Source organism: Prosthecobacter fluviatilis (assembly GCF_055388355.1).
The window spans coordinates 2,707,097-2,726,846 of sequence record NZ_AP043782.1; the positions used below are offsets into that span (position 1 = coordinate 2,707,097).

Genomic DNA, 19,750 nt, shown 5'->3' on the forward strand with positions numbered 1-19,750 from the left:
GCCCCATGTACACCCCCGCCCACTTCCAGATCGACGACCTCGGCACGCTCCACGCATTCATCCAGCGCCACAGCTTCGCCACCCTCGTTTCACAGGAGGGCGGCGTCCCGCAGGCCACACACCTGCCGTTTTTGCTGAATCCGACACAAGGCGGGCACGGAATTCTCCTCTCCCACATGGCCCGCGCCAACCCCCAGTTGTCGCATTTCACCAACTCCGAAGTCCTCGTCATCTTCACCGGCCCCCACGCCTACATTTCCCCGGCCTGGTATGCCACCCAGCCCGCCGTCCCCACCTGGAACTACACCGCCGTGCATGCCTATGGCATTCCACGCATCGTCACGCAGCATGACCGCTTCGCCCAGATGCTGCACGACCTCGTCGAACTCTACGAATCTGGCCGCCCCAACCGCTGGAATGGCGAACTCCCACCCGAATTCCGCGACGCCCTCATGAAAGGCATCGTCGGCATCGAAATCGAAATCACCCGCCTCGAAGGCAAGTTCAAGCTCAGCCAAAACCGACCAAAAGATGCACAGTCTGTCATCGCCATGCTCGAAAAAAGCACCGATCAGACCGATCGCGAAACCGCCCAGATGATGAAGGATAGCCTCTGATGTCCACCCACACCGCCACCATCCGCTGGAAAAACCAGGGCCCCGATTTCCTCAGCCGCCGTTATTCGCGCGAACATGCGCTCCATTTCGACGGCGGCGCTGTCATGCCAGGCTCCCCTTCCCCGCACATCGTGCCCGCCCCATGGTCCAATTCCGCGGGTATCGACCCCGAGGAGTTGTTCGTCGCCTCCGTCTCCAGCTGCCACATGCTCTGGTTCCTCCACGTCGCCTGCGACGCCGGTTTCCTCCCTGAAAGCTACGATGACGCAGCAGAAGGCATCATGACGCAAAATGAGCGCGGCGTGATCTGGATCAGCCGCATCACCCTGCGCCCTAAAATCATCTGGGGCGGCGAAAAGCAGCCTTCTGCAACTGAAGTCTCGCACCTGCATCATCTTGCCCATGAGCAGTGCTTCATTGCCAATTCCATCAAAACAGACGTCATTGTTCAGCCAGAAAACTGACATGAAACCTCAGCCCGCCCCCCAGATTTTCGAAGGCCGCTTTGTCACCCTCACACCGCTTGATGTCGCTGCGGACTTGGCAGAACTCTACACCATATCGCATGCAGACGCAGCAGCCACACCCACGCTCTGGCGCTACCTGCCCCGCGGCCCCTTTGCCTGCGCTGAAGAACACGCCGCCTTTCTCCGTGAATGGCAGGCCACGCCCAATGTCATCGCCTTCACCGTGCGCGCCACAGGCACCCGTCAGCCACTGGGCAGCATCTCGCTCATGAGCATTCGCGCAGAGCACGGCGTGGCAGAGCTGGGAAACATTTGGTATTCACCAGCAGCACAGCGCACCAAGACCAACACCGAATCCTGCTACCTGCTGCTGCGTTACTGCTTTGAGCAGTTCGGCTACCGCCGCATGGAATGGAAATGCGATGCACGCAATGCCCCCAGCCGCGCCGCCGCCCTGCGCCTCGGTTTCACCTTTGAAGGAATCTTCCGCCAGCACATGATCATCAAGGGCGAAAACCGCGACACCGCCTGGTTTGCCATGCTCGACCACGAATGGCCGCAGATTGCCACCGCGTTCCACCGCTGGCTGTATGAAGACGATTCAATTCCCCTCGGACGATTAATTGCAGAAAGTCGCAGCGTACAGGCTCGTGCATGAAGCACGCCCTTTTCCTCCTGCTGGCCACCTCCATGGTTGTCGCCGCTGACCCAAAACCCAAGCCCGAGTTTCAATACAAGACCGAAGGCATCCAGGTCAGCATTCCCACAGCAGACGAGCCCCGCGTGAAGGCATTCGGTCCCGACACCATCAAGGCCGCCGCCAAATACCTCGATGACGGGGCCATCTGCTGGGTGCGTGAAAAGACCTGCGTCAACTGCCACACCACCGGCCCCTACCTCAGCGAGCGCCCCGCCCTCTCCCGACAGCTCGGCCAGCCTCTGGAGGAAGTGCTGGCAGACTTTGTCAAAACCGTGCCCGCTGAGGTCAAGCCGCAGAAAGAAACGGAAAAAGATGGCATCAAATACTACGGCGGCTCCTGGACCAGCATCTGGCGCTCCCTCGGCCTCGCCGAATGGGACAGGCATGTCACCGGCAAACTCTCCGCACACACCAAGCGCTCCTTGCACGAGATGCTCATGCGCCAGTCTGCCGATGGCTCCTTCGTCAGCTATGGCGAGGTCGAAATCCCCCACATCACCACCGACTTCGAGCTCACCCTCCAGGCTGCCCGTGCCGTGACCGCCGCGCCCGGCTGGCTATCCAGCCTGAAGGATGCGGAACTGCTCGCCCGCATCGAGAAAATGAAGGCATGGCTGCGCACTGCCGAGCCGAAGAACGACTACGACCGCATCCTGCGTCTTCAACTGGCACACTACATGCCAGATGTCGTTCCGCAGGCGCAGCGAGATTCCGCCCTGGCCCTGCTTTCGTCCAAACAGCACGCCGATGGCGGCTGGTCACTGCGCGACATGTCCGCGCTCAGCGACTGGCATTTCAAGATGAGCGACACTGTGGTGAAGCTCGTCAGCAACCTTCCAGACGCCGCCAAACCGGAGAGCGACGCCTACATGACTGCCTTTGCCGTCGTCCTGATGCGTCAAAACAACATCCCCGCCAGCGATGAGCGCATCCAGCGCGCCATCGCCTGGCTCAAGCAGGAGCAGCGTGTCTCCGGCCGCTGGTGGATGCACTCGCTCTACCGGGGCAACTACCACTACATCACCTACATAGCCACCGCCCAGGCCCTCAAGGCGCTGGCATTGTGCGACGAGCTGCACTGAGTTTCATCTTCGTGCACGCCGATACGCCGCTGGCGACTCGCCCATGCGTTTGCGGAAGTGCTGGGTGAAGCTGCTGGCATCTACAAACCCGCACTGCTGCGCGATCTCGCTGGCCGTCATCGTCGTCCGCTCCAGCAGCTGCACCGCGGCCAGCACCCGTGTCTTGATCAGAAACTCCTGCGGCGTGATGCCAAACGCACTCTGAAACCGCCGCTGCAGCTGGCGCAGCGACTGCCCGCAGGATTTGGCCACATCTTCAATCAGCAGCGGCTTGGCGTAGTCATGGCGGATGATTTCCACCGCCTGCGCCACGGTTTGGAATACCGGCAGCCTGCGCTCGGCTTCATCCGGACGCCTCAGCGTTCCCATCACGCCCTGAATTTTCCGCCTGCGGTCAAAAAGCGGCAGCTTTGTCACCAGAAACCAGTCCGGGATGCCTTGCGAGTCCCACCACAACTCCACCCGCTCGATCACCTCCGCCTTGCCGGCCAGGAGGCGCTTGTCGTCATCCACATAAGCCTGCGCCATGGTGTCCGGGTTCAGGTCAAAGTCCGTGCGCCCGATGATCTCGGAATCGTCCGGCATCTGGTAGCGCTGCATCAGCCCCTCGCTGGCAAACATCAGATGCCCGGCCTTGTTTTTGGCAAAGAAGTACACGCCCGGGATGTGGTCAAAAAGACGCTGAAACAGCAGTGTTGGCTCCAGCGCGGCCATCCATGCGGCCCGTTGCCTCCTCCAGCGCACGATTTCCGCCGCAGAGCGCTTGGGACGCTCGCGGGGTCTCAAGGGTGAGTCGGATCGCCTTGGGGTTGTCACGCAAAGCAGGATGGCGTGACGCAGCCCGCATGCAACAGGCCTGCGGCCTCAGCGTGCGATCTTTTCCAGCATCGTGCGGCAGTCCTCCCAGGCCACTTCATGAGGCTGGCGCTTGTTCAGTGCGGCCAGTGCCGCAGTCACACCGGCAGCCTCCCCCATTGCCACAGCATTGCCCGTCACGCGGTAGCTCGCATGGGCCACAAAATCACCGCTGATGCAGCGTCCTGCCATCATGAGGCCGTCCACATCCTTGGCGATCAGCGCACGCAGCGGAATGTCATACGGCGTGAATTTTTGCACGCCTCCACGTTCAATGGTCAGCTTGTCATTGTCCGCCTTGCTCTTCGCATGAATGTCCACGCCAAAGGTCACGCGCGCCACGGCATCGGGGTGCCGCGCGGCCTGGGTCAGATCCTCCTTCGTCACCACATAGCGGCCATGGATCCGCCTTCCATCCCGCACGCCTATCTGCTCCGCCGTGGCCACCACCTGCAGGCCGTCCCAGACCCCGCCCAGCTTTCGCAGCGCGCGGGTGATGGTGAAGACCTCCCTGCGCGCACGCACCGTGGCGGTGGTCATGGCGTCGGCGTCATCCGGGCGAATGCCGTATTCATGGTTCAGCATCAGCAGCACGATGTTGTCGCGCACATGGAAAATGGTCGGCATGCCGTAGGAGGGATCCACACCGGCGCGCTGGATTTCCGCTTTGAAGTTGGCTGTTGCCTCCACGTGCCATTTGAGGTCGCCCTGATAAAACGAGATGTATTTCCCCATCTGCGTCACATCCCGCACCACCGCCAGCGCGTTCATGGTCAGAGGCTGGCAGGCGCACTCTGCCGACTTGTCGTCCTGCGCCATTTTCCCCAGATCCCAGCTGCAACCCGCCAAGGCTCCGAGAACGCCATCGCCCGTGGTGTCGATAAACACCGGAGCCCGCCACGCCTCCCGGCCCGAGCGTGATTCGGTGATGACGGTAGTAAGCTGCCTTCCCTCGCGATAAGCTGCCACCAGACGCGTGTGCAGGCGGAATTTGACACCCGCTTCGCTGCACAGATCCTCCAGCAGCAGCTTCATTTCATCCGGCTCATAGACAAAGCGCCCCGCATCCGTGCCCCGACGTGCCCCCCGCTCATCGAGCAGCCGCCGGATCTCCCGGGTGAAGCCCGGCTTGTCGAAATCAAAGATCCAGGTCAGCAGGCCCGCCGTCCACACGCCGCCCAGGCAGCCGTTCGTTTCAAACAAACGCACCCGCGCGCCTGACCGCGCCGCGGCAACTGCCGCCGCCACACCCGCAGGCCCGGCACCGCAGACGATGACATCCGCGTCGTTTATCAGCGGCACAGTCCGGCTGGGCTCATCAAATGCCCCGGCATCGACTAGTCCCTCAGCAGCAGACACCCATGTGGCCGCAGGCAGCACGGCCGGACCTGCGAGTGCAGCGCGTAGAAAATGACGGCGGGAAAAATCAGCAGGCGCGGGCTTCATGACAGAGAAAGAATGGTTGGTTCCAGGGCGGCGAGTACGCGTTGCAGTCTGCGGCTTCCGCCCCCAGCTTCCCAGCCCAAGTTGTTAACAAAGATAGCACAAACGAAACATGCCCGACGCCCACGCCCCTGCCGGCCCATGGCCCACATGGATCCGCCGCCTGCTCAGGCGCGGCTGGCCCCGGCGCGTGCACTTGGCCCTGGAGTCCGGCACTCCAGCCCTGCGCGGCGGTCTGCCTGTGCATGATAGCCCGCGCTTCTCCATCTGCCTCGCTGGCACCGGGCGCTACATCGTCTTGCGGCAGCAGAAGCAGGAAATCATCACGCTCCAGCGCGGGGACGCCATCGTGGCCGCGCCGCAGGCGCTGATGGAGCCCCACGCATCGGCGCGCTATCTTGCCATCGGTTTCGTCTTCACGCCGGAAATGACGCGTTTTCTGCTGGCCAAAAAAGGCCCTGCGGGGCACCGGTTTCTGCAGGCTCATCATGCCTCACGGGCGCTGGATGAGGATGGGCGGCACTTTCTCCAGGCCCTGCAAAACCGCCGCCACTCACCACCCGAGGACCTGGCCGCGCGCCGCCTCGTGGAGCTGCTGCTCATCATGGCCGCTGAGATGGCCGAGCTGCCCGAGCCGCCTGCCTCGGCTGCTGGAAAGGCGCGCTTCACCTGGCTGGCGGCCTGCCGGTTTTTACAGGAGAACCTCCATCACCCCATCGGCAGGCAGGATGTCGCCAGATTCCTCCATCTGCATCCCAACCACGTGTCCCGGCTGTTCCGGGAGTTTAGTGGTCAGTCGTTTCTCGATTTTCTGCTGCAGGCGCGGCTGGAACGCTCCCGGCCCCTGCTGAAGGACCCGCAGCTCAACATCACCGAGATCGCCCATGCCTGCGGCTTCCGTGATGCCAACTATTTCATCCGCTGTTACCGGCGCAAATTCGGCAGATCCCCCGGCCAAGACCGCCTGTCGCATTTCGAATAATCTTTGTCGTGACGCAGATGCACGGTTCTGCATTAATCTGCACTCACAACCGCCCATGAAACCCATCGTTCAAATCTCCCTCGACCTGACGAACATCGACGAAGCGCTCGAAACCGCCGCCTTGGCCATGCGTGCTGGTGTCGACTGGCTGGAGGCCGGCACGCCGCTGATCCTCGCCGAAGGTCTGCACGGTGTCCGCGCCCTGCGCAAGGCTTTCCCAAACACCCCGATCGTGGCCGACCTGAAGACGATGGATGGCGGTTACCTGGAGGCCGAGATGATGGCCAAGGCTGGTGCCACCCACGTCGTGGTCATGGCCCGCGCGCATGCTGAAACCGTCAAATGCGTGGTCAAAGCCGGCAAGGACTTTGGCTGCAAGGTCATGGGAGACAACATGATCTCTGAAGACATGGTCGCCGGAGCCAAGTGGCTGGAGGATCTGGGCTGCGATTATGTGATTCACCACATCGGCTACGACGAGCGCCGCGGCATCGCCGCCGCTGGAAAGCGCATGCCCAGCCCGCTGGACCAGCTGCGCGAGGTGGTGAACGCCGTCAAAGTGCCCGTGCAGGCCGTGGGCGGCCTCAGCCTGGAGCAGGCCATCCAATGCCCGAAGTATGGCGCTCCGCTGGTGGTGCTCGGCGCTCCGCTCACCATCGACGCCGACGCTTTCAAAACGGCGGATGGCAATCTTGAAGCCTCCCTGCGCATGATTTGCGAGGCCGTGCATGCTCAGGACGTTCCTGCTTTCTAATTCCACCTCTTTCCAACCCCATGAAATCCGCCGCCGTCGTCAATTACGCGCCTGAAAAAGGCTCCGTCGAAGTCCGTGAAATCGAAACGCCAACCATCGGCAGCGAGGACGTGCTCCTCGAAGTGGCCAATGTGGGCGTCTGCGGCTCCGACCTCCACCAGTGGACCGCCGACCACTCCTGGCCGGTGAACTACCCCGTCGTGCTTGGCCATGAGTTTGGCGGACGCATCGTCGAAATTGGCAAGGATGTGGAAGGCTGGAAAGTGGGCGACCGCGTCGTCTCCGAAACCGCCGCCATCATCAGCCCGAACAACCCGATGACGAAGCGCGGGCTCTACAATCTGGACCCGACCCGCAAGGGCTTTGGCTACGGCGTGAATGGCGCCATGACGAAGTATGTGCGCGTGCCGAGCCGCATCCTGCACCATGTGCCGGACCAGCTTCCCTTTGAGCAGGCCTGCCTCACCGAGCCCTGCTGCGTGGCCTACAGCGCCGTGGTGAAAAACGCCCGTATCGAACCCGGCGACCGCGTGGTCGTTCTCGGACCAGGCACCATCGGCATTCTCTGCGCTGCCATGGCACGCCTCTGCGGTGCACAGGTGGCCATCGTCGGCCTGCCGCAGGATGCACACCGTCTGGAAATCGCCAAGCAGTACGGCTGCGAGGTCATCATCGGCGATGCCAAGCCCTGGGCCACCGCCCGCGACGGCCTGGGTTGCGATGGAGTCATCGATGCCGCAGGTGCGAGCATCACCCTGAAAATCGCGCTCGACATCGTGCGCCCTGCCGGATGGATTAGCAAGGTGGGCTGGGGCCCTCAGCCTTTGGGCTTCAACCTCGACCCGCTGGTGCAGAAAAACATCACCCTCCAGGGCAGCTTCAGCCACAACTGGCCCATCTGGGAACGCGTCATCGCCCTGCTCAGCAGCGGCCAGTTTGACGTGAAGCCCATCATCGGCGGCGTCTGGCCCGTGACCGAATGGCACGAGGCCTTTGAGAAGATGCACAAGGGCGAGGTCGTGAAGAGTGTGCTGCGCCCGGTGTAATCCCCACACTTTTCATCTCATGAGCTTTCGACTCCTGGCAGCGGCAGCGCTGTCCGTCTGTGGCTGCATGGCCTCAGCTCAGGCACAGACTCCCGAGCCCTCGGTGTGGATCAGTCCGCCGGGGCAGGACAAGTGCCTGGCCTTCCGGCAGCTTTTTGAGCAACCGGACGCATGGAAGGAAACGAGAGCGCATATTGATGTGCTGTTCATCACGGACCTGAATCTGCAGCGCCACTTCAGCGATGACGAACTGCGCAAGTGGTTCGGCATGATGAAGGAGTGGAAGCTGCGGCTGGCGATGGAGGTCGGAGCGGTAAAGCCCTGGGGCAGGACCGGCGAAGCGTGCTTCAATGCCGAGCGCAAGAACTGGGAGCGTCTGCAAAGCCTGGGGGCGAATCTCTACGCCATCGCCATGGACGAGCCGCTGGTCTGCGCCCGCGAGCAGATCCACGAAAGCGATGAGTATGCGATGAAGGAGACCGCCAACTACATCGCGCTGGTGCGAAAGCATTTCCCGGATGTGCTGATTGGCGACATCGAGGCCTACCCGTCTGCCAGCGTCGAAGAGCACAAGAAGTGGATCGAAGGACTGCAGCAGCAGCTGGCGGAAAAGAAGGTGCGCGGACTGGACTTTTACCGCCTGGATGTGGACTGGCTGCGCTTTAACGTGCAGCAAAAGGGCTCCTGGAAGGGGGTACGGCAGCTTGAACTCTACTGCCGCCAGAAGAAGCTGCCCTTTTCTCTGATCTACTGGGCCTCCGGCTACCCCGGCATGCTGAAGCGTGGGCTGGCAGATGACAGCACGTGGTACACCTCCATCATGCAGCAGGGCTATGACTATGCCGCCGTGGATGGCAGGCCGGACCAGATGGTGATCGAAAGCTGGGTGAGTGCGCCTTCCAAGTGCCTGCCTGAAACCGGTGAATGGACCTTCACGCGCTCAGTTTTGGACTTTGTGAAGAAGTTCGTGAAATAGCTTGTGTGATGGGAGGCGGCCTGCCGTACTTTTCTCTCTCATTCCACACCAACCATGAAATCGCTTCTTTGCCTCGCCCTGCTCTCCACGGCCGCGTTTGCCGTTGATTATCCCCGTGTCATTTTCTCAGACGACTTCGCCACCGACGGTTTCGGCAAGGCCTGGGGCCACTACAAGAGCTCCAGCGTGGTGAAGGGCGGCGTGCTGGTGGGCATCACCGCACCAGAGTCGGATCATGCTGCGGTGGATGTGATCCGCATCGCTCCGGAGACCGATCTGGAGGTGTCTGTGAAGTTCCAACTGGTCAGCGATCAGGCCAAGGGCTTCAACATCTGGCTGGATGACAAGGACTACAAAGGCTCCCACGCGGGGCACATTTGCAGTATCTCAGTGAATCCAAAGGCAGTCGTGGTGGCCGATGCCAAGACCGGCACTTTCAGCAACGACATCTACACACGCAAGAAGGCGGTGCCGCCGACGCTGACCGCCGAGGACAAGGCCAACATGCAGAAGTGGACAAAGTCGACACCCACCACGGTGTCTCTCAAGGAGTGGCACACGCTGACCGTGCGCACCCATGGCGACGTGGTGGAAACCAGCATTGACGGCAAGGTTGTCAGCACCTTCCAGTCCCCGGGCGTCGCGCATGATCACAAAACGGTGGTGAGCCTCACCACCAACCGCGTGGACGTGATTTACGACGACTTCAGCATCAAGGGAGTGGCGAAATAGTCAGCGGCCGATTCAGGCTCACCAGTTTTTGATCCATTTGGCACCGAGGCTTGCATTGGCCTCGGTGTCTTTGCTTATGGCCATGATGTTTTTCATGTCCTCAGCGTAAGACCATAGATCGTAAGTGGCATTGATGGTGTTTTTCTTTTCGGCGTCGGCCTTGACGTATTGAAAGGGACGCCCGAAGGCATCGACAAGGATGTAGCTGTCACCCACTTTGCGCCACATACCCTCCGGCATGTCCGGGATCATGGCATGTTTGATTTCGTCCGTGCTGACCTGGCCATCCGAACGAGAGTTATTATTATTGCCGGGAGATTGAACACCTTTGATGGCATCGGAACCATCGCCCCGAAGCGCCTGATAGAGGCATTTGGCAGCACCGATGCGATACACCTTTCCAGGCATGATCTCGGCTGTCTCTTCGGAGTTTGCAGGCTCTGGATATTCACCGTAGTGCTCATGATAGCGCTCCAGAGCAGACTCGATCATCTCCTTTGTGCTTTGCGTCACCTGCCGTTTGGAGGAACCTGGATTCCAGTTGCCGACCACCAGCGCCACAAGAAGGACAATGAGGCCGATGACAACGAGCAGCTCAATCAATGTAAAACCATGGCCTTTACGGATGATTTTCATGGAAAAATGATATGCGAAGCCCGGGATTTGCCCAAGCTTAAAATCACTGACGCATTTCACACAGACTTTGTCGTGGAACTGACTGATGAAATTCCGTTAATGATCAGAGTCATGAACCCCAGCCCAACCAGCAATGACCAAAGCACACGACGTGCCTTCGTGAAAGCATCTGCCGTCGCGGCGGTGGCACCGATGGCGTCTGCACAGCAAGCGAACACCAAGGCGCCGATGCGGGAGATCGAGACGGATGTGCTGGTGTGCGGCGGAGGCTGCGCAGGCACGGCGGCGGCGCTCAGTGCGGCACGCAATGGCGCGAAGACGCTGCTGGTGGAAAAGGCCCCCTTTGCGGGAGGCATCATCACCAGCGTGGGGCTGCCCTATTTTGACGGCATTGCAGACATCAAGACGCACCGTGTGGTCGTGCGTGGCATCGCTTTGGAACTGCTGGCCAAGACGGGCGTGTGCAAGGCGGATGCAGAAGAGATCAAGCCGCACAACCCAACGATTCCGAACACTTTTGAATTCAAGGTGCTGCTGGACCGCGAACTGCAGGCCTGCGGCGACAAGCTGACTGTGCTGTTCAATTCCTTTGCCTGCGATGCCGAGTCCTCCAACGGCCGCATCACCTCCGTGGTGATCGCCAACAAGGATGGGCTGGTGCGAATCAAGCCCAAGGTGGTGATCGACTGCACCGGCGACGCTGATGTGGCGGCCTGGTCGGGTGCGCCGACTGAGCAGAGCGCCGAGGTGCAGCCTCTGACCTTGCATTTCCGTATCGGCAAAGTGCAGAAGGTGCCGGACATTGGCAAACTTTGCCGCGCCGCACTGGTGAAGGCGCAGGAGCTGGGTGAACTGCCGCATTTCTACGGCCCGGGTGTGATGTTCATGTATGCCAATGATGAGATCTACATCCACGGCGTGCGCGTGCCAGCCAACCCAACCGATGCCGCCGACCTGAGCCGTGCCGAAATGCAAGGCCGGGCTGATGCACTGGCCATGCATCGTGCGTGGAAACGGGACATTCCCGCCTTTGCAGACTCGTATTTCCTCGAAGCGTATCCGTGGATCGGCGTGCGCGAGTCGCGCCGCCTGATCGGCCAGCATGTGCTGAATGAGAAGGAAGTCATGCAGGGCCGCCGGTTTGACGACGCCATCGCCACCGGCTGCTGGTATCTGGATCTGCACCCGAACAAAACTGTGGTGGGCAGCGCGAACGACTTCAATCCGGAGAAGGTGCAGCCCGGGCCCTATGACATCCCCTACCGCTCGCTGGTGCCGCAAAAGATTGAAAATCTGCTCGTGGCAGGCCGCTGCCATAGCGCCACACGTGGTGCGCATGCCTCCACCCGCGTGACCGTAACTGCCATGGCGCTGGGGGAGGCCGCAGGATGTGCGGCCGCCATGAGTTTGACCGAGAAAACCGCCGTGGCCTCGCTGAATGGTCAGCGTGTGCGTGAGGCCCTCACCCGGCAGAATGCCGGCCCTTTTACTGATTCCTAAAAACAACATGTCCCGTCTTCAAAACAAAGTCATCATCGTCACCGGCAGTGTCACCGGCATCGGCAAAGCCATCGCCAAACGCTGCGTCGCCGAAGGAGCCAAAGTCATCATCCACGGTCTGGAGCAGGATCTGGGAGAGCAGACCGTCGTGGAGCTCGGTGCGGAAAATGCCACACTCGTGATCAAGGACTTGGCGGACGAGGCGGCCCCGCAGCTGCTGGTGGATGCCGCCGTGAAGGCCTTTGGTAAACTGGATGCCGTGGTGAACAACGCCGCGCAGGTGGGCACGGGCAACATCCAGACCACGGATGGCGCGTGGTTCCGCCGCATGCTGGAGATCAACTGCGTGGTGCCCTATCTGATCATCCGTGCTGCATTGCCGCATCTGAGCGCAACGCATGGCAGCATCATCAACATCGGCAGCGTGAACGCCTACAGCGGCGAACCCAACCTGATGCCTTACAGCGTGAGCAAAGGCGCCCTCATGACGCTGACCCGCAATCTGGGCGACACGCTGATGCGTGAAAACGGCGTGCGCGTGAACCAGATCAATCCCGGCTGGGTGCTGACCGAAAACGAAGCCAAGCGCAAACGCGAGCACGGCCTGCGCGAAGACTGGTACGCCGACCTGCCCAAGGTTTATGCTCCTGCCGGACGCATCCTCTGGCCCGATGAGATCGCCGCGTGCGCCGCGTGGCTGCTGGCCGACGAGTGCGGCCCAATCAGCGGCCAGGTCTTTGATCTGGAGCAGCATCCCTTCATCGGCCGCAATCCGCCGAAAGACGCCTCGACCATCCCTTCCAAATAACACCCCACCATGCCCAAGCTCGCCGCCTTCCCCAAAGCCTTCATGCAGGCCCTCTGCAAAGAAGGAACCATGACCGTCTCCGAATGGATCCAACTCGCCTCCAAGCTCGATGTACAGGGCCTGGAATGGTATGCCGGGTTCCTGGAAATGGCCGATGAAAAAAACTGGCCGCGTTTCCGGAAGGAAGTGGAAGATACAGGCCGGGTGATCCCGATGATGTGCTGCTCCCCCGATTTCACGCACCCGGATGCAGCCTTCCGCGAAAAGGAGATCGCCAAGCAGAAACGCTGGATCGACATGACTCACACGCTCGGCGGCTCGTACTGCCGGGTGCTCAGCGGGCAGCGCCGCCCGGAGCTGTCGATTGATGAAGGCGTCAAACTGGCGGCCGATTCCATCTACGCCTGCCTGCCCTATGCGCAGGAGCGCGGCATCACGCTGATCATTGAGAACCACTACAAGGACGATTTCTGGGAGTATCCCGAATTTGCACAGAAGATGGATGTTTTCTGCAAGCTGGTGGATGCGGTGAACCATCCAAATTTTGGCGTGAACTACGACCCGTCCAACACCTACCTGGCGGGAGAAGATCCGGTGGAGCTGCTGAAGCGTGTCTCGCACCGCGTGGTGACGATGCATGCCAGCGACCGTTATCTGGCGGAAGGAACCATCGAAGACCTGCGCAAGGAGGAAGGCGGCGCCATGGGCTACGCCAAGCGCCTGCGCCACGGCGAAATCGGCAAAGGTCTCAACGACTATGACGCGATCTTCACCGAACTGAAGAGCAAGGGCTTCAATGGCTGGATCAGCATCGAAGACGGTGTGGATGGCATGGAGCAGCTAGCGCGCAGCGTGGAGTTCCTGAAGAAGAAGATCGCCCAGTACTGGCCGCAGTAGGCTGCTTCTGCACACCCGTTTTGATGATGAAAATGAATCCCACCCATCCTCTGGGAGGCTGTTCCCTGCTTGTGTCTCTATAACTCGGTCCCACAAAGCTCAGCCGCAGTCTTCGCTTTTATCTCGCCTTAAATTAGACCATGAAACTTCTCACCTTTCTCAGCCTTTTTGTCCTCGCCTCACTCTCGCATGGCGAGACAAGCTCCAGCCCGATCAAGCCAGTGCTGGAGTCGCTGGTTGAAAAGCACATCGCCCCTGGTGTCGTCACTCTGGTGGCTGGCAAGGACAAGGTGCTTGAGATCGAAGCCACTGGCTATGCCAGCCTGGCCAGTGAGACGCCGATGCGGGAGGATGCGGTGTTTTGGATCGCTTCCATGAGCAAGTCGCTCACCGGTGCAGCACTGATGATGATGGTGGATGAGGGCAAGGTGAGCCTGGATGATCCGGTGGAGAAATACCTGCCTGAATTCAAGGGGCAGCAGGTGAAGGATGCAGACGGAATCCTGCACATGCCGAAGCACCCGATCACCGTGCGCGAGGTGATGTGCCATACGAGCGGCATGGTACTGGCGAATGAGAAGGGCCTCAAACAAACGCAGTCGCTGAAGGACAATGTGGCGCTGTATGCGAGGTTTCCGCTGCGTCAGGAACCCGGGACCAAGTACGAGTACAACAACTGCGGGATCAACACGGGTGGCCGGATTATCGAAGTGGTCAGCGGCATGAGCTATGCTGAGTTCATGCAGAAGCGACTGTTTGAGCCGCTGGGCATGAAGGACACGACCTTGTGGCCGAATGAAGAGCAGGCTGCTCGCTTGGCGCATACGGCACGGTTCACGACAGACAAGAAGGGGCTGGAGGAGATCAAGCAGGACAAGGATGTGGAGCAGCGCATCATCGATAAATGGAGCGAAGGCGTGCATGTGCCGCGGGCTGTCACGGCGGACATGGGAGCAGGCATCGCATTCAACTATGCCAAACATTATGGCGAGCCTGCAGGCGGCTTTTTCTCCACCGCCACGGATATAGGCACCTTTTGTCGCATGCTGCTGAATGCTGGTGCGCTCGATGGCAAACGCTACCTTTCGGAGAAGGCGGTCAAACAGTTGTCCTCCATCCAGACCGGAGACACCCCGGTGAGCCCCGATTCGGCTTATGGCGTTGGATTCTCCATCAAGCTCAAGGATGATGAGGGCCCGAGCGTCGGAAGCTTTGGTCACCGTGGGGCGCGCCGCACAGCCATGTGGATTGATCCGAAAAACGAGATCGCCATGGTGATCCTAGTGGAGCGCTTTGACATGACCGGCGAGGAGCAAAAGATCATGTATGGCGGCTTCATGAAGGCGGCGGTGGCTGCGTATGGCAAAGCTGGAAAATGAGCTGCAGCCAGCGAAAGTCCGTCGTTCCGGTGCAGACTTCAGCCCAATAACATGAACCTGCTTTTACACATCCTCATTCCAGCCCTGGTGCTTTTCTTAGCTTCAGGGCTGGAGGCTCAGACCGTGGCTGCTGGCAAGGCGCGCCCGAACATTCTTTTCATCATGACGGACCAGCACCGCTGGGACTGCATCGGGGCAAATGGCAACAAGATCATCAAGACGCCTAACCTGGACCGGCTGGCATCGCGAGGGGCCAATTTCACACATGCCTTTGTTTCTTCGCCCGTGTGCGTGCCGTCGCGCATCAGCTTTTTCACGGGGCGCTATGCGCACTCGCACAAGAACCGCGTGAACTACACGCCGCTGGACCGAAGCGAAGTCCTGATGCAGGCACGCTTCAGGGAGGCGGGCTACAGCACCGCCGCCGTGGGCAAGCTGCACTACTACCCGCCCAACAAGGAGGAGGCGTTGCGCACGGGCTTCGACTACGCCGAGCTGCATGATGGCTCTGCCATTACGGACCTGTGGTCTGATTACGTCAGGTGGCTGCATGAGGCCCTGCCCAACAGAAAAATGTATTACCGTGCCACCGCCAAAAACATTGAGCCGGGGAAAAACCCGTTTCGCTCCACCCTTGAGGTGCAGTACACGGACACCGCCTGGACGGGTGAACGGTCCCGAGCGGTGCTGAAGGAGCTGCTGAAGGATGAGCGGCCGTTCTTTTACTATGTTTCGTTCTGGAAGCCGCACTCGCCTTATGAAGTCGCTGCTCCTTATGACTCCATGTATGACGGCGTGCAGATCCCGATTCCCGAAACGGTGAGCCTGGAGACGGTGAAAAACATGCCCCTGCCGGTGCAAAAGCTGGCGCTGCGCAATGGCGAGCCGAAGCTGGACCGTGAGCGGCTGGAGTGGGCCTATCGCAGCTACTACGGCACCATCAGTCATGTGGACTATGAAATCGGTCTGCTGCTGAATGTGCTGGAAGCCTCCGGCGAGGCCGAGAACACGCTGATTGTTTTCAGCTCCGACCATGGCGACCAGCTTTTTGAGCACGCCATCACGGACAAGAACTGCTTCTTTGATCCCTCGGTGCGTGTGCCGCTGATGCTCAGTCTGCCGGGGCACATCAAAAGTGCGCAGTATCACCAGCTCATCGAAACCGTGGATCTGCTGCCGACGCTGCTGGAGTTTACCGGCATTCCGGAGCCGCGCGAGGTGCAGGGGCGCAGCTTTGCGCCGCTGATTGCAGACATGGGAAGGAATTACGAACCGCATGCGGAAGTGTTCTGCGAAAACATCATTCCCGAGGTCATCACCGGAGGAAAAACGGAGATGCCGTTTGAAAAAGGCCAGGGCGTGGGCGGCATCCGCCATCCTGATGCCAAGATGGTGCGCACGGAGCGCTGGAAATACTGCTACTACCCGGAGGGCTATGCGGAGCTGTACGACATCCAGGCCGACCCTATTGAAACCAGGAACCTGGCCGGGAAGCCTGAGATGCGCGATGTGGAATTTGATCTGCGCACCCGACTGCTGAACTGGCTGATCAACAGCCAGGAGGCAGACCAGATCCAGAACCGCTGGATGCTGCGGGAGAAAAAGTGAAACCGCGAGGCTGAGTCTTTCATTCCCCTGCATCATGAAGCCTGATTTCCGAGATGAGGTGGTGAAGGCGATTGCGGATTTTAAGAAGCTGGGCACAACTCAGTCCCCTCCATGAAACTTCTTTCCAGCCTGCTGTGTCCCTGCCTAGCCCTCGTCTCCCTCACGCTCCACGCCCAGGAGCCGGAGAGGATTCGTGATGTCATTTACACGAAGCACGATGGCGTGGCGCTGACGATGGATGTGTTCAAGCCCGCCAAGCCCAACGGCGCGGGCATCATCAAGATCATCAGCGGCGGGTGGAAGTCGAACCACAATGGCATCAGCGACGGCGGCTGGCCGAAGGCTGGCTACACCACGTTTGTGGTGGTACACGGCACGCAGCCGAGGTTTCAGGTGGAGGAGATCGTGGCGGACCTGAACCGCGCCGTGCGCTTTGTGCGTGCGCATGCGGTGGAGTATGGCGTGGACCCGCAGAAGCTGGGAGTCACGGGCGGCAGCGCAGGCGGCCACCTGAGCCTGATGCTGGCCACGCGCGGCGGTCCGGGAGATCCCAAGGCGGCTGATCCCGTGGATCGTGAAAGCAGCGCGGTGAATGCCGTGGCGTGCTTCTACCCGCCCACCGATTACCTGAACTGGTTCGAGCCCGGAGACAATGCGGTGGGCATTGGCAAGCTCGCGGCTTACGCGGCAGCCTTTGGCCCCAAAGCGGCAACCGAAGAAGGACGCGCAACGCTGGGCAAGGAGCTGTCTCCGATCTATTGGGTTCACAAAGGACTGCCGCCCATCTTCATCGTGCATGGCGATGCTGACCCGCAGGTGTCCATCACGCAGTCGCAGCGCTTTCTGAAACGCTGCCATGAGGAGGGCGTGGTGTGCGAACTGGTCATCCGTCTGGGTGCTGGGCACGGCGGCTGGCAGGAAATGCCGCAGGACACGGAGCGCATGACCGAGTGGTTTGATCTCCAACTTCTGGGCAAACAACCTGCCAAGGCGTTCACGCTGGATGTGTCCTCACTGCCAAGCACGCCGGTGCAGAAGGCGAAGAAGTAGGGCAGCCGCACAATCCTTATTTTAGGGTGGAGATGGCTTCATGGGCTTCGTTATGATTGTCTCATGAAGTCTCTTTTTTGTCTCCTGCTGCTGACCGCCGCCACTTTTGCTGATGACTCGGCCAAACTCGCCGCGCTTCTTTCCAAAGGCGGTGTGGTGGCGATCCCTGCAGGTGATTACCATCTCGATGGTGCCAAGCCGCTGGTGCTGGAGTCGAACATGACCGTCCTGGCCCATGGGGCGCGATTCATCCTGCCGGAGACGCTGCCGGACAAGGCGCGTGTGGTGATCTTTGCGGGGCAGGACATTGCGCATGTCACCTGGCATGGCGGAGAGTTCATCGGCCACGTGTTTGATCCGGCGCAGAAGGAAAACCTCTGGGAGCCCAATGCGAACACGAAGGGCATTGAAATCACCACGACCCGAGAGGGCGGCACGCATGACATTCTCTTTCGTGAGGTGAAGGCCAACGGCATGGCTGGAGCCGTGCTGGGCGTGCATGGACTGGTGGGTAAAAGCAGCGAGAGCGCGGTGAAGGCCTATGCCGAGCGTGTGGCGCTGGAAAGCTGCACGCTGCTGCGCAGCGGGAAGTTCATGTGGGACTACGGATACCTGTGGCAGATCATGACCTTCCCGGAAGCCTACGAGCCGTGGGAGGTGGAGCGTGCCAGAAAGTATTTCCGTACGGACCTGATGCGTGAGGCGACATTCAGCGGGGATCTGGTGAAGTTTGACAACAGCACACGCCCGCTCGCCGTGAGTGAAACGGATGATCCCAAAGAAGCGCTCACCATCATGGGTGACCGCCTGCCGAAAAACATCGTTCGTGGTCGGCAGTACTTTGTGGTCGAATCCACCCCTCAACACATCAAGATCGCCGAGCAGCCGAAGGGTGTGCCGATTCGTTTCGAAAACGATGGCAGCGGCGTGCTGGCATTCAATCTCAGCGGCACCTACCTGGGGGCCTATGCCCCGACGGGCAGCGGCCCGGGCAAGGGGGCGTTTGACATTGTGGGTGCGAAGGACGTGCGCGTCACCGGCTGCCAGCTCAGCGCCCTGGGAGACACGATGCACATTCAGCGCAGCCGGAATGTGATCTTTGCCAGCAACCACATCCTTGGCAGCCGCATGGGGGCCTTCTTTCTGGCGGAGTACTGCCAGAACGCCACCATCACGGGCAACCTTGTGGATGGAACCAACGGCTCGCGCGTGATCAGCGTGGAGAAAAGCTGCACGGATGTGACGATGACGGGAAACACCTTCCGTAACGGCGGACGCGGTGCGTGGATCAACCAGCCGGTGAATTTCATCATGACGGGGAATGTGTTCGTGAACAACACCACGAAAAATGAGCCTGACATGCGGCGGGGACGGATCGCCTACCGCACGGCCAAGCCGGGCGAGTTTCCGGAGCTCTACTTCACAATCTATGAGCCGGGAGCCAGCTATGGCCCGGTGATTGTGCGTGACAATATTTTCATCCTCGGCGATTCCGCGCCTGACGAGGCCGTCACCTTTGCCCCCAACGGGCACGACCTGCAGTTCACTGGCAACACTTTCCGAAACAAGGCAGCGACCATCGTGGTGGACCCGAGCTGCAAGAACACGCTGATCGACCACAACCAGGGTGCCAAGACGGCGAGCAAGACCGTGGACTTCAACCACGGGCGGAGGTGAAGAGGCAGACTAACCGCCAAGCGTCGGAGCGAAGTCGAACGGAATCAGCGGTGTATCCAGCGGCAGCCGGTATTTGTCAGGCTGGGCATGATTGTAGGCCCGGGTGGGATTGTTGACAAAGCAGGCGTCCACCGTGCCCACATTCTGCACGGCATGAAAAACGCCCGCAGGAATGCGCACGAGGCCGCGCTTGCGGTCGCTGAAGTGCAGCACGTTCAGTTTCTGATAAGTCGGAGAATCCGGCCGGTCATCGTAGAGGACCACCCGGAATGAACCGAGCGCAAAAAAGAGCCGGTCCGTCTGCAGCAGGTGTTTGACCCAGCCTTTGGTCTGACCGGGGCGGACGCTGGCGAAGTAGGCGTAAACCATGGGTTCGTCATCGAATCCCCATGCGGTGCTGTACAATTCGCAAAGATCGCCACGCTCGTCGGGATGTGTCACCGCCAGGCGCACTTTGACGCCATCGATCAACGACTGAATCGACTGTCCCTGAGGTGTGACGGTCTGGCGGTCGGGCACGGCTGGAAGTTCGGGATTCATG

The 19,750-nt window shown here is 60.3% G+C and carries 20 protein-coding genes; 16 read left to right on the plus strand and 4 right to left on the minus strand.

Annotated elements, in window-relative coordinates; all coding sequences use genetic code 11:
- Nucleotides 1–5: 5 nt before the first annotated feature.
- The 4 genes from ACZ5WW_RS10345 to ACZ5WW_RS10360 are packed head-to-tail and all read left to right on the plus strand — an operon-like array spanning nucleotide 6 to nucleotide 2,866.
- The gene (locus ACZ5WW_RS10345) at nucleotides 6–617 is read left to right on the plus strand and encodes an FMN-binding negative transcriptional regulator (protein ID WP_377164480.1); all 612 of its coding nucleotides are present in this window, start codon (nucleotides 6–8) and stop codon (nucleotides 615–617) included.
- The gene (locus ACZ5WW_RS10350; RefSeq protein ID WP_377164478.1) at nucleotides 617–1,081 is read left to right on the plus strand and encodes an OsmC family protein; all 465 of its coding nucleotides are present in this window, start codon (nucleotides 617–619) and stop codon (nucleotides 1,079–1,081) included. The genes ACZ5WW_RS10345 and ACZ5WW_RS10350 overlap by 1 nt, the downstream gene beginning before the upstream one ends.
- Before the next feature lies 1 nt (nucleotide 1,082).
- Complete coding sequence (locus ACZ5WW_RS10355; protein WP_377164476.1) at nucleotides 1,083–1,742, plus strand: GNAT family N-acetyltransferase; 660 nt, start codon at nucleotides 1,083–1,085, stop codon at nucleotides 1,740–1,742.
- A complete protein-coding gene (locus ACZ5WW_RS10360) occupies nucleotides 1,739–2,866 on the plus strand; it encodes a prenyltransferase/squalene oxidase repeat-containing protein (protein ID WP_377164474.1) in 1,128 nt (375 codons plus the stop codon). The genes ACZ5WW_RS10355 and ACZ5WW_RS10360 overlap by 4 nt, the downstream gene beginning before the upstream one ends.
- 3 nt (nucleotides 2,867–2,869) lie before the next feature.
- Here the strand turns inward: ACZ5WW_RS10360 and ACZ5WW_RS10365 are convergent, their stop codons facing one another.
- Nucleotides 2,870–3,652 (minus strand): AraC family transcriptional regulator, encoded by a 783-nt coding sequence (locus ACZ5WW_RS10365; RefSeq protein WP_246437989.1) that lies wholly within the window; start codon nucleotides 3,650–3,652, stop codon nucleotides 2,870–2,872.
- Nucleotides 3,653–3,730: 78 nt separating this feature from the next.
- A complete protein-coding gene (locus ACZ5WW_RS10370; protein ID WP_377164471.1) occupies nucleotides 3,731–5,167 on the minus strand; it encodes an FAD-dependent oxidoreductase in 1,437 nt (478 codons plus the stop codon).
- Nucleotides 5,168–5,276: 109 nt separating this feature from the next.
- On the opposite strand from ACZ5WW_RS10370, the gene ACZ5WW_RS10375 reads away from it, so the two are divergent.
- From ACZ5WW_RS10375 to ACZ5WW_RS10395, 5 genes are read left to right on the plus strand one after another with little or no spacing between them, the layout of a single operon-like run.
- Entirely contained in the window at nucleotides 5,277–6,146 is an 870-nt protein-coding gene (locus ACZ5WW_RS10375; protein ID WP_377164469.1) for a helix-turn-helix transcriptional regulator, read from the plus strand.
- 55 nt (nucleotides 6,147–6,201) lie between these two features.
- Nucleotides 6,202–6,900: an orotidine 5'-phosphate decarboxylase / HUMPS family protein gene (locus ACZ5WW_RS10380; RefSeq protein WP_184339340.1), complete on the plus strand. Its 699-nt coding sequence runs from the start codon at nucleotides 6,202–6,204 to the stop codon at nucleotides 6,898–6,900.
- Between the two features lie 20 nt (nucleotides 6,901–6,920).
- Complete coding sequence (locus tag ACZ5WW_RS10385) at nucleotides 6,921–7,946, plus strand: zinc-binding dehydrogenase (RefSeq protein ID WP_377164467.1); 1,026 nt, start codon at nucleotides 6,921–6,923, stop codon at nucleotides 7,944–7,946.
- A 19-nt stretch (nucleotides 7,947–7,965) separates the two neighbouring features.
- Nucleotides 7,966–8,922 (plus strand): hypothetical protein, encoded by a 957-nt coding sequence (locus ACZ5WW_RS10390; RefSeq protein WP_377164465.1) that lies wholly within the window; start codon nucleotides 7,966–7,968, stop codon nucleotides 8,920–8,922.
- A gap of 54 nt (nucleotides 8,923–8,976) precedes the next feature.
- On the plus strand, nucleotides 8,977–9,654 hold the full coding sequence (locus ACZ5WW_RS10395) for a hypothetical protein (protein ID WP_377164462.1): 678 nt from the start codon (nucleotides 8,977–8,979) through the stop codon (nucleotides 9,652–9,654).
- 18 nt (nucleotides 9,655–9,672) lie between these two features.
- Here the strand turns inward: ACZ5WW_RS10395 and ACZ5WW_RS10400 are convergent, their stop codons facing one another.
- The gene (locus tag ACZ5WW_RS10400; RefSeq protein WP_377164460.1) at nucleotides 9,673–10,290 is read right to left on the minus strand and encodes a type II secretion system protein; all 618 of its coding nucleotides are present in this window, start codon (nucleotides 10,288–10,290) and stop codon (nucleotides 9,673–9,675) included.
- Between the two features lie 111 nt (nucleotides 10,291–10,401).
- On the opposite strand from ACZ5WW_RS10400, the gene ACZ5WW_RS10405 reads away from it, so the two are divergent.
- The 7 genes from ACZ5WW_RS10405 (at nucleotide 10,402) to ACZ5WW_RS10435 (ending at nucleotide 19,209) form a co-directional block, all read left to right on the plus strand.
- On the plus strand, nucleotides 10,402–11,790 hold the full coding sequence (locus ACZ5WW_RS10405) for an FAD-dependent oxidoreductase (protein WP_377164457.1): 1,389 nt from the start codon (nucleotides 10,402–10,404) through the stop codon (nucleotides 11,788–11,790).
- A 7-nt stretch (nucleotides 11,791–11,797) separates the two neighbouring features.
- Entirely contained in the window at nucleotides 11,798–12,598 is an 801-nt protein-coding gene (locus ACZ5WW_RS10410; RefSeq protein ID WP_377164455.1) for an SDR family NAD(P)-dependent oxidoreductase, read from the plus strand.
- Nucleotides 12,599–12,607: 9 nt separating this feature from the next.
- Nucleotides 12,608–13,495: a sugar phosphate isomerase/epimerase family protein gene (locus tag ACZ5WW_RS10415; protein WP_377164453.1), complete on the plus strand. Its 888-nt coding sequence runs from the start codon at nucleotides 12,608–12,610 to the stop codon at nucleotides 13,493–13,495.
- 140 nt (nucleotides 13,496–13,635) lie between these two features.
- Entirely contained in the window at nucleotides 13,636–14,874 is a 1,239-nt protein-coding gene (locus tag ACZ5WW_RS10420; RefSeq protein ID WP_377164450.1) for a serine hydrolase domain-containing protein, read from the plus strand.
- Nucleotides 14,875–14,925: 51 nt separating this feature from the next.
- On the plus strand, nucleotides 14,926–16,482 hold the full coding sequence (locus tag ACZ5WW_RS10425) for a sulfatase family protein (protein ID WP_377164448.1): 1,557 nt from the start codon (nucleotides 14,926–14,928) through the stop codon (nucleotides 16,480–16,482).
- 111 nt (nucleotides 16,483–16,593) lie between these two features.
- Nucleotides 16,594–17,532 (plus strand): prolyl oligopeptidase family serine peptidase, encoded by a 939-nt coding sequence (locus ACZ5WW_RS10430; RefSeq protein ID WP_377164446.1) that lies wholly within the window; start codon nucleotides 16,594–16,596, stop codon nucleotides 17,530–17,532.
- 63 nt (nucleotides 17,533–17,595) lie between these two features.
- Entirely contained in the window at nucleotides 17,596–19,209 is a 1,614-nt protein-coding gene (locus tag ACZ5WW_RS10435; protein WP_377164444.1) for a right-handed parallel beta-helix repeat-containing protein, read from the plus strand.
- A 9-nt stretch (nucleotides 19,210–19,218) separates the two neighbouring features.
- Here ACZ5WW_RS10435 and ACZ5WW_RS10440 read toward each other — a convergent pair whose 3' ends face one another.
- Nucleotides 19,219–19,749, minus strand: coding sequence for a hypothetical protein (locus ACZ5WW_RS10440; RefSeq protein WP_377164442.1), 531 nt, complete (start codon nucleotides 19,747–19,749; stop codon nucleotides 19,219–19,221).
- Nucleotide 19,750: the final 1 nt, after the last annotated feature.

Coding starts and splice junctions, on each gene's coding strand:
- ACZ5WW_RS10345 (WP_377164480.1), top strand. CDS start 6: ATGTACACCCCCGCCCACTTCCAGATCGACGACCTCGGCACGCTCCAC.
- ACZ5WW_RS10385 (WP_377164467.1), top strand. CDS start 6,921: ATGAAATCCGCCGCCGTCGTCAATTACGCGCCTGAAAAAGGCTCCGTC.
- ACZ5WW_RS10350 (WP_377164478.1), top strand. CDS start 617: ATGTCCACCCACACCGCCACCATCCGCTGGAAAAACCAGGGCCCCGAT.
- ACZ5WW_RS10360 (WP_377164474.1), top strand. CDS start 1,739: ATGAAGCACGCCCTTTTCCTCCTGCTGGCCACCTCCATGGTTGTCGCC.
- ACZ5WW_RS10420 (WP_377164450.1), top strand. CDS start 13,636: ATGAAACTTCTCACCTTTCTCAGCCTTTTTGTCCTCGCCTCACTCTCG.
- ACZ5WW_RS10405 (WP_377164457.1), top strand. CDS start 10,402: ATGAACCCCAGCCCAACCAGCAATGACCAAAGCACACGACGTGCCTTC.
- ACZ5WW_RS10410 (WP_377164455.1), top strand. CDS start 11,798: ATGTCCCGTCTTCAAAACAAAGTCATCATCGTCACCGGCAGTGTCACC.
- ACZ5WW_RS10415 (WP_377164453.1), top strand. CDS start 12,608: ATGCCCAAGCTCGCCGCCTTCCCCAAAGCCTTCATGCAGGCCCTCTGC.
- ACZ5WW_RS10425 (WP_377164448.1), top strand. CDS start 14,926: ATGAACCTGCTTTTACACATCCTCATTCCAGCCCTGGTGCTTTTCTTA.
- ACZ5WW_RS10375 (WP_377164469.1), top strand. CDS start 5,277: ATGCCCGACGCCCACGCCCCTGCCGGCCCATGGCCCACATGGATCCGC.
- ACZ5WW_RS10395 (WP_377164462.1), top strand. CDS start 8,977: ATGAAATCGCTTCTTTGCCTCGCCCTGCTCTCCACGGCCGCGTTTGCC.
- ACZ5WW_RS10400 (WP_377164460.1), bottom strand. CDS start 10,290: ATGAAAATCATCCGTAAAGGCCATGGTTTTACATTGATTGAGCTGCTC.
- ACZ5WW_RS10430 (WP_377164446.1), top strand. CDS start 16,594: ATGAAACTTCTTTCCAGCCTGCTGTGTCCCTGCCTAGCCCTCGTCTCC.
- ACZ5WW_RS10370 (WP_377164471.1), bottom strand. CDS start 5,167: ATGAAGCCCGCGCCTGCTGATTTTTCCCGCCGTCATTTTCTACGCGCT.
- ACZ5WW_RS10440 (WP_377164442.1), bottom strand. CDS start 19,749: ATGAATCCCGAACTTCCAGCCGTGCCCGACCGCCAGACCGTCACACCT.
- ACZ5WW_RS10390 (WP_377164465.1), top strand. CDS start 7,966: ATGAGCTTTCGACTCCTGGCAGCGGCAGCGCTGTCCGTCTGTGGCTGC.
- ACZ5WW_RS10435 (WP_377164444.1), top strand. CDS start 17,596: ATGAAGTCTCTTTTTTGTCTCCTGCTGCTGACCGCCGCCACTTTTGCT.
- ACZ5WW_RS10380 (WP_184339340.1), top strand. CDS start 6,202: ATGAAACCCATCGTTCAAATCTCCCTCGACCTGACGAACATCGACGAA.
- ACZ5WW_RS10355 (WP_377164476.1), top strand. CDS start 1,083: ATGAAACCTCAGCCCGCCCCCCAGATTTTCGAAGGCCGCTTTGTCACC.